The sequence below is a fragment of the Mesorhizobium sp. M1A.F.Ca.ET.072.01.1.1 genome (assembly GCF_004023325.1).
Classification (GTDB): domain Bacteria; phylum Pseudomonadota; class Alphaproteobacteria; order Rhizobiales; family Rhizobiaceae; genus Mesorhizobium.
The window spans coordinates 1-8,565 of the sequence record NZ_RZSF01000293.1; the positions used below are offsets into that span (position 1 = coordinate 1).

At 62.1% G+C, this 8,565-nt stretch carries 9 protein-coding genes; 2 read left to right on the forward strand and 7 right to left on the reverse strand.

What is annotated here, in order from left to right; translation table 11 throughout:
• The 4 genes from EOA32_RS28965 to EOA32_RS28980 form a co-directional block, all read right to left on the reverse strand.
• Positions 1–577 (reverse strand): NAD-dependent epimerase/dehydratase family protein (locus tag EOA32_RS28965; protein ID WP_128373539.1); only part of this gene is annotated, 577 nt, incomplete at its 3' end.
• A gap of 35 nt (positions 578–612) precedes the next feature.
• A complete protein-coding gene (locus EOA32_RS28970) occupies positions 613–2,529 on the reverse strand; it encodes a potassium transporter Kup (protein WP_067323268.1) in 1,917 nt (638 codons plus the stop codon).
• Between the two features lie 148 nt (positions 2,530–2,677).
• Positions 2,678–4,504, reverse strand: coding sequence for a potassium transporter Kup (locus EOA32_RS28975; protein ID WP_348632237.1), 1,827 nt, complete (start codon positions 4,502–4,504; stop codon positions 2,678–2,680).
• Positions 4,505–4,674: 170 nt separating this feature from the next.
• On the reverse strand, positions 4,675–5,415 hold the full coding sequence (locus EOA32_RS28980; RefSeq protein ID WP_095832122.1) for a pyridoxine 5'-phosphate synthase: 741 nt from the start codon (positions 5,413–5,415) through the stop codon (positions 4,675–4,677).
• Between the two features lie 109 nt (positions 5,416–5,524).
• Here EOA32_RS28980 and EOA32_RS28985 point away from each other — a divergent pair, with 109 nt between their 5' ends.
• Positions 5,525–5,923 (forward strand): STAS/SEC14 domain-containing protein, encoded by a 399-nt coding sequence (locus tag EOA32_RS28985; protein WP_066990965.1) that lies wholly within the window; start codon positions 5,525–5,527, stop codon positions 5,921–5,923.
• 104 nt (positions 5,924–6,027) lie between these two features.
• Here the strand turns inward: EOA32_RS28985 and EOA32_RS28990 are convergent, their stop codons facing one another.
• Together EOA32_RS28990 and EOA32_RS28995 are read right to left on the reverse strand one after the other, a co-directional pair.
• Positions 6,028–7,155, reverse strand: a complete 1,128-nt coding sequence (locus tag EOA32_RS28990) for an ATP-dependent RecD-like DNA helicase (RefSeq protein WP_095779088.1) — start codon at positions 7,153–7,155, stop codon at positions 6,028–6,030.
• A 168-nt stretch (positions 7,156–7,323) separates the two neighbouring features.
• On the reverse strand, positions 7,324–8,139 hold the full coding sequence (locus tag EOA32_RS28995; RefSeq protein WP_245499412.1) for a hypothetical protein: 816 nt from the start codon (positions 8,137–8,139) through the stop codon (positions 7,324–7,326).
• On the opposite strand from EOA32_RS28995, the gene EOA32_RS40170 reads away from it, so the two are divergent.
• Complete coding sequence (locus EOA32_RS40170; RefSeq protein ID WP_245499413.1) at positions 8,035–8,256, forward strand: hypothetical protein; 222 nt, start codon at positions 8,035–8,037, stop codon at positions 8,254–8,256. The genes EOA32_RS28995 and EOA32_RS40170 overlap by 105 nt on opposite strands.
• A 74-nt stretch (positions 8,257–8,330) precedes the next feature.
• On the opposite strand, the gene EOA32_RS29000 is transcribed toward EOA32_RS40170, so the two are convergent.
• The coding region (locus EOA32_RS29000; protein WP_128373542.1) for a nitrile hydratase accessory protein at positions 8,331–8,565 on the reverse strand (235 nt) is incomplete at its 5' end.

An 8,565-nucleotide genomic window follows, 5' to 3' on the forward strand; every position in this document is an offset into this window, starting at 1 on the left:
GTCCAAATATCCCGACCGGATTGACGACCGTCAGTTCCAGCGCTCCGCCCTGGCTGGCAAGGAAATCCCAGGCCGCACGTTCCGCCAGCGTTTTCGACTTCACATAGGCGCTCACCTTGGCCGCCAGGTTGGTCCAGTTCTCTTCCGTGAACGGACTGCCCGGAATTGGCGTCTGGCCATAGCCGATGGCCGCAAAGGACGAAGTGAGCACCACTCGTTTGACGCCGGCATCGCGCGCGGCCCGCAGCACACGCAGCGCACCCTCGCGCGCAGGAACGATCAGATCGTCCTCGTGTTTCGGCACGCCCGGCGGGAACGGCGAGGCGACATGAAGAACGTACTGGCATCCCGCGACCGCTTCCGGCCAGCCGGCGTCTGTCGTCAGATCGGCGTAGGCGAAGGAAAGCGCATCGCCCGGCTCGGCACCGCCGACCCTCAGCATGGCGAGAACATCGGCTTCGCGCTTGGCGGATCGCACTGTTGTGCGGACGCGGTAGCCTGCCTGCAACAGGGCTAGAACGCAGTGCGCGCCGAGGAACCCGGAGCCGCCGGTAACGAGCACCAACTCACCCCCCATTCCCACCTCCCCACCCCTTTAGGCGTTGCAGTCCCTCAAATGGCGACCTGAGTGCCGATCTCGACCACGCGCCCGGTGGGGATCTGGAAATACTCTGTCGCATCGGCCGCCGTCTTCGCAAGGCCGATGAACAGCCTGTCCTGCCAGATCGGCATGCCGGAATTGGGCGAGGCCTTCAGCGAGCGCCGCGACAGGAAGAAGGACGTCGTCATGATGTCGAATTTCCATCCCTGCTTGCGGCAGATCGCCAGCGCGCGCGGAATGTTCGGCTGCTCCATGTAGCCGAAGGTCAGCGTGACCCGCATGAACAGCTCGTTGACCGTCTCCATCTTCACCCGCTCGCTATCCGGCACCACCGGCTGCGGTGCGGTCACCACGGAAAGAATGACATTCTTCTCATGCAGCACCTTATAGTGCTTCAGGCTGTGCATGAGCGCGGTCGGCGCGCTCAGCGGATCGCTGGTCAGGAACACGGCGGTGCCGGACACCAGCTGCGGCTTTTTCTTCAAAAGGTTCGCCGCCAGGAAGTCGAGCGGGATCTCGTTGCGTCGCGTCTTGTCGAACAGGTAGCGACTGCCGCGCACCCAGGTCCACATGCCGAGGATGATGGCGAAAGCCACGGCGAGCGACGCCCAGCCGCCTTCGAACACCTTGACGATGTTGGAGGCAAAGAAGCCGACATCGATGAAGGCAAACAGAGCCGTTAACGACACCGCGACCCAGAGCTGCCACTTCCAGATACGGGTCATGACGACGAAGAGGAGCACCGTCGTCACCAGCATATTGCCGGTCACCGAGATCCCGTAGGCCGAGGCAAGTCTGCTGGACGCGCCGAAACCGACCACCAGAAGCATCACCACCAGCGCCAGCAGCATGTTGACGCGCGGCATGTAGATCTGGCCCGACTGTTTTTCGGACGTATGCAGGATCTCCAGCCGCGGCAGCATGTTGAGCTGCACCGCCTGCCTGGTCAGCGAAAAGGCACCGGAGATCACCGCCTGGCTGGCGATAACGGTCGCTGCCGTCGCCAGAATCACCATCGGGATCAGCGCCCAGCCTTCATTCATCTCGAAAAACGGATGGCCGACGACACCGTTCTTGGCGAGCACGAAAGCGCCCTGCCCGGCATAGTTCAACAGCAGGCAGGGAAATACGATCGCCAGCCATGCCAGCACGATCGGCTTGCGGCCGAAATGGCCGAGGTCGGCGTAGAGTGCCTCCGCGCCGGTGACGGCCAGGAAAATGGCGCCGATCGTGACAAAAGCCACGTCCGGCGAGTGGATCAGGAAGGCGACGATGTAGTGCGGGCTGATCGCCCAAAGGATTTCAGGATCGGCAATGATGTGATTCAGCCCGGACAGGCCGATGGCGAGGAACCACACGGCGGTGATCGGCCCGAAGATCAAGGCGACACCACCTGTGCCGAACCGCTGCACCGCAAACAGAATGGCCAAGATGAGCAGCGTCAGCGGCACCACATAAGGCTGAAAGGCGGGTGTCACGACATTCATGCCTTCGACGGCCGAAAGCACGGAGATGGCCGGGGTGATCACGGCGTCGCCAAAGAAAAGCGAGGCGCCGGCGATGCCGATGGCCAGGATGACCGCCGAACGCGTCGCGAAAGTGCTGCGCGCCAGCGCCATCAGCGAGAGCACGCCGCCTTCGCCACGGTTGTCGGCGCGCAGCACGAACATGATGTATTTGATCGTGACGATGATCGTCAGCGACCAGATGATCAGCGACAGCACGCCAAGAATATCGCCGCGATCGGCGACCTCACCGCGCGAGGAAGCAACGAGCGCCTCGCGGAACGCGTAGATCGGGCTGGTGCCGATATCACCATAGACGACACCCAGCGCGCCCAGCATCAGCACCTTGGTGCTGTGCTGCTCTATCTCCGGATGCCCCGTTTGCTCGACGGGTTCTGCCTCAGCACCATTGGCAAGGGCCATGACGACACTCCGATAAAGTGCGCGGTGCTCTACGCTTGCTGCAGTGCAATATCAAGTGCCCTGGCGTTAGGGCTCCCATACCGCCAGTGCAAGGCTCGACCTGCAGAGGTCCATTCAAATCTATGGCACAATGTGGATGCTTGAAGGGTCAGATCGCGACCTGAGTGCCGATCTCGACCACGCGTCCGGTGGGGATCTGGAAATACTCCGTCGCATCCGCCGCCGTCTTCGCAAGGCCGATGAACAGCCTGTCTTGCCAGATCGGCATGCCGGAATTGGGCGAGGCCTTCAGCGAGCGCCGCGACAGGAAGAAGGACGTCGTCATGATGTCGAACTTCCATCCCTGCTTGCGGCAGATCGCCAGCGCGCGCGGAATATTCGGCTGCTCCATGTAGCCGAAGGTCAGCGTGACCCGCATGAACAGCTCGTTGACCGTCTCCATCTTCACCCGCTCGCTGTCCGGCACCACCGGCTGCGGTGCGGTCACCACCGAAAGAATGACATTCTTTTCGTGCAGCACCTTGTAGTGCTTCAGGCTGTGCATGAGCGCCGTCGGCGCGCTCAGCGGATCGCTGGTCAGGAACACGGCGGTGCCGGACACCAGCTGCGGCTTTTTCTTCAAAAGGTTCGCCGCCAGAAAGTCGAGCGGGATTTCGTTGCGGCGCGTCTTGTCGAATAGGTAGCGGGTGCCGCGAATCCAAGTCCACATGATCAGCCCCATGATCAAAGCGACAGTGATCGACACCCAACCGCCTTCGACCATCTTGACGACATTGGCCGAGAAGAAGCCGAGGTCGATGACGCCGAAGAGCAGCGCCAGCGCCAATGCGAGCGCCAGCTGCCATTTCCAGAGCCAGCGCATGACGACAAACAAGAGGATCGTCGTCATCAGCATCTCACCGGTCACCGAAATGCCATAGGCGGAGGCGAGCGCGCTCGAGCTGCCAAAACCGACGACCAGAAGCATCACGCCGAGCGCGACCAGCAGATTGACCCTCGGCATATAGATCTGGCCGCTTTGCATCTCGGATGTGTGCTGCACCTCGATGCGCGGCAGAAGATTGAGCTGCACCGCCTGTCTGGTCAGCGAGAAGGCGCCGGAGATCACCGCCTGGCTGGCGATGACCGTCGCCGCCGTTGCCAGGGCGACCATCGGCATCAGCCCCCATTCGGGAAGCATCTGGAAGAACGGGTTGGTCGGCTTGCCGCCGTGCGAGAGCACGAAGGCGCCCTGCCCGAAATAGTTGAGGAGCAGGCAAGGGAAAACGATGGAAAACCAGGCCAGCACGATTGGCTTGCGGCCGAAATGGCCAAGGTCGACATAGAGCGCCTCGGCGCCAGTGACCGCGAGGAAAACCGCGCCGACGGTGACGAAGGCGCCCGTCGGCGTGGTGGCCAGGTAATAGACCGCATAGTAGGGGTTTATAGCCAACAGGACGGACCAATCGTCGACGATGTGATAGAGGCCGGCAACGCCGATTGCCACGAACCATGTCGCCGTGATGGGTCCAAACACTGCCGCCACCTTGCCCGTGCCGAAACGCTGCACGGCGAAAAGCACCGCCAGAATCACCAGCGTGATCGGAACGACATAGGCATCGAGCGCCGGCGTGATGACTTCCAGGCCTTCAACCGCCGAAAGCACGGAGATCGCCGGCGTGATGATCGAATCGCCGAAGAAGAGGGCCGCGCCGCAGAGGCCGATCACCAGGATCAGGCTGGAGCCCTGCGGATAGGCGCTCCGTGCCAGCGCCATCAGCGACAGCGTGCCGCCCTCGCCCTTATTGTCGGCCCTCAGCACGAAGGCGACATATTTGATCGTGACGATGATGGTGAGCGCCCAGACGATCAGCGACAGCACGCCGAGCACATCGTTGCGGGCAACCACTCCCCCTGAAGCATGGAGAGCCTCTCGAAAGGCGTAGATCGGGCTCGTGCCGATATCGCCGTAGACGACGCCGAGCGCACCGAGCATCAGAACCTTGGTGCTGTGCTGCCGCTCGGCCTCGGCATGGCCCGAAGGTTCGAGGGATTCTGTTTCGCTGGCGTTGGCTAGCACCATGAACCCCACTTCATCAGATTCGCCACGCTCCGACGCTGCCGCAAAGCGCGGAACACGCCGGAGCTACGCAAGGCTTCCTCGCCCTACCATCCGCAGGCCTTCAAGAACCGCCCAACCGTGCCGGCCATGCCATACTCCAGCGCATCCGCTGTCAACCCATGTCCGATCGATACTTCGGCCAATGCGGGGATGCGTTTGATCAGTGCAGGCAGATTGTTCACGGTCAAATCGTGGCCGGCATTGACCTGGAGCCCCGCCGCGAGTGCCGCGTCCGCGGTTTTTCCCAGTCTTTCCAATTCCTTGGCTGCCTTGGCGGAATCGGAATGGTAACCGCCATACGGCCCGGTATAGAGTTCGATCCGGTCGGCGCCGGTATCGCGCGCGGCATTCACGCCGGCCGCATCGGCGTCGGAAAACAGCGACACGCGAAATCCGCCCTTCTTCAGCCGCTTGACGATCGGTGTCAGGAACGCGGCCTGCGCGACGAAGTTCCAGCCGTGGTCCGACGTCGCCTGCGCCGGATCGTCGGGCACCAGTGTCACCTGCTCCGGCTGGTTCTTCTCGACAAGCGCTAGGAAATCCTCTGTCGGGTAGCCCTCGATGTTGAATTCCGTCTTGGGGAACTCATCGTCGAGCAGCGCCCTGATCTCCGGCAGGTCGGAATGTCTCGTATGCCGCTCATCGGGACGTGGATGGACGGTCAACCCATGCGCGCCGGCGGCAAGAGCGATGCGCCCCAACCCCGTGACGCTCGGCCACGGCAGATCGCGTCGGTTGCGCAGCATGGCGACAGCGTTGAGGTTGACCGAAAGCTTTGCAGGCATGAATTGGCATCCAGCTTGGTTTTGGCGGGCATCTATAGCGCCTTTGCAGGGAACAGATAGTGGGTTTCCGGTGTTCCAGAGGACTAGGCGCCAACACAAGGATCTGCCAGTGAATTTCCTCGAGGCGGTGCCGGCGATACGCCGCATTGAAACCAACCGTGACGCGCTTTTTGCCATCGACGTCGTCGGCGATGTCTCGCCGGCGGATGCGGAAAACCTGTTCGGCCTGCTGGAAGCTGCCTATGCCCTGCACCCGAGGATCGACGTGCTAGTGCGGCTGAGTGACGAGGAGAGCGTCGATTGGGCCAACATCTCGCAAGAAACGCTGCAGCAAGGTGTGGCCGACGCGCTGGAGCATGTCGTCCGTTGCGCAGCTATCGGCGAACCGCGCTGGGCATCGCTTGTCGGCGACTTCTTTCCGAAGGTTCTGCCGTTCGAATTCCGGCATTTCACCAGTGACGACGAAGCCGCGGCCTGGCAATGGCTCGATGCGAGGCCGGCAGAATAAGCGGACTGGAGCAATTCCATGAAAGGTGTGACGGGTTTCCGTTCAGAATTGCGCCAAAACAACGAGCTAGAGGGGTTTACCGTTTCCTGACCCGGTGAACCGCTCTATCGCACGATCGTCAGCCGCTCGGCCGCACGCGTGATGGCCGTATAGAGCCAGCGTTGCCGGGTCTCCTTGAAGGCCCAGCTCTCGTCGAACAGCACGACGGCGTTCCACTGCGAGCCCTGCGCCTTGTGCGCGGTCAGCGCATAGCCGTAGTCGAAATCGTCGAATCGCTTCTTCTGCTGCCATGGAATCTCGGCATCCGGATCCTCGAACGCCGCCTTCAGCAGCTTGATCTTGGCAACGCCGCGGTCGGGATCGTCCTCCTCCGGCGAGACCAGCAGGTTGATGCCGGGCTTCACCGTCTCGCGTGACGAGGTCATCACTTTCCACAGCGATCCGTTGAGCAGCCCCTTGGCCGGATCGTTGCGCAGGCAAACCAGCTTGTCGCCGGCCTGCGGATAATCGGCGGAAAAGCCCTTCAGTTCGCGCAGGCGCTGGTTGTAGCGCCGCCGCGTGCGGTTGGTGCCGACCAGCACCTGATCGGCTTTCATCACCAGATCCTGCGTGACCCCTTCCCTGCCGATCACCTGCGCCGTGCCGTAGTCGCCATGCATGAACTCGCGGCCTTCGCGCACGTCGAGCGCCAGCCGGATGATCGGGTTGTCGCGCGCCTGGCGATGGATCTCGGTGAGCAGCACATCCGGCTCATGCTCGGTGAAGAAGCCGCCGCCGGAGATCGGCGGCAACTGCGCCGGATCGCCGAGCACTAGGATCGGCGTGCCGAAGCTCTGCAGGTCGCGGCCGAGTTGCTCGTCGACCATCGAACATTCGTCGATGACGACGAGCTTGGCGCGCGCGATCGGACTTTGCCGGTTGAGTGAAAAGGTCGGCGACATCGACGTCTTGCCGGTCACCTGGTCCTCGACCGATTCCTCGCCCTTCGGCCTGTAGATCAGCGAATGGATGGTGCGGGCGTTGGTCGCTCCCTTGGAGCGCAGCACCTGGGCAGCCTTGCCGGTGAAGGCCGCGAATTGCACCTGCCCGTCGACGTGCTCGGCGAAATAGCGCGCAAGCGTCGTTTTGCCGGTGCCGGCATAGCCGAACAGGCGGAAGATCTGCGGCCGCCCGTCCTTCAGCCAGCGGCCGACCGCCTTCAAAGCCTCGTCCTGTTGGGGAGAGAATTCCATCAGTTCGACAGACCGGATTCGCTGACGAAAGACAAGATTGGCCACCACATCGACCGTCGTCGGTAGCAATCGCTAACGCCTCCGACAAACTCAGGCTATCAGCCGCCAACCGGAACGTAAAGAGAACAAGACCACTGATGCCTTAGATGGACTCAGTCCAGTGAATGACTAGGCGTCGGCAGCCACCGCCGGCGGCGGCTCGCGGTCAGGCATCGGAACGGGAGCATATCCGACATAGCTCACGTTCAGGCGCGCTTGTCCTTTCGAACACGACCGGAGTGCATCTTCCAGGTTGAACAAGTTTGCGAGCGGCACAAGGGCGTCGATGACGACGTCCATGCCACTGGTTTTTTGGCTCTCGATCTTGCCGCGCCGGTTCTTGAGATCGCTGATGATGCCTGTGACATAATCTTGCGGCGTCACCACCTCGACCCTCATGATCGGCTCGAGCAGTTGCACTCCAAGCTTGGGTGCGGCCTCCCGGAAACAAGCACGGCCGGCGATCTCGAAAGAGGAAGCCGAAGAGTCGGTGGCGTGATAAGCGCCGTCGACCAATGTTGCCTTAACCCCGATCATCGGAAAGCCCGCGAAGGGACCAGAGACCAGGATGGTCCGCAGCCCTTTTTCGACTCCGGCGGCGTATTCGTCGGGAACCGCGCCATCGGGAACCCTCGACACGAACGCGAATTCCGGATTGTGCCCGTTCGGCTCGAACAGGACCCTGACGCGGGCGAACTGCCCCTGCCCGACGAATTGCCTCTTATGCGTGTAGTCCTGTTCGCGCGTGTAGGTGATCGTCTCACGATAGGCCACCTGCGGTGCGCCGAAATCCACGGTGAGATCAAATTCGTGTAGCAGGCGGTTGACGATGATGTCCAAGTGACGCTCGTCTCTGCCGGCGACGATCGTCTGGCCGGACTCTTCATCCCAATCGATACGCAAGTCCGAATCTTCGTCCGCCAGGCCCGACAGGACGGCAAGCAGCTTCTCCTGATCGGCCTTCCTCTTCGGCTCGATCGCTATTTGCAGCAAGGGCCATGGCGCGGCGGGTTTCTTCGTCATGAATACATCGTCGCAGGCAGCCCCAGTATTTGCAATTGAGTGCCAAACACATCCGAAACTGAGGTAACGGAAGCCTGAACTGACTTTTGAGCTGGCTTGCGCGCGACCTGCCGTCAGAGCCCGGGATCGTTCTCGAGCAGGATGGGCTTGCCGTGCGGCGTCGCGTGCGCGGCACGCTCCCAGGCGGCCGAGAGCGCATCGATCTCGTGCTTGCCGGCGACGCCCTTGGTCGCCAGCAATTTTTCCAGCGCCGACAGCCAGTGCTCGTAATAGTCGTGGCCGTCGCTCGCGGCGTCCGGCTTCTTCACTTCGGCGGACAGGGCGTCCGCCCATTCGCTCCACGAAAAC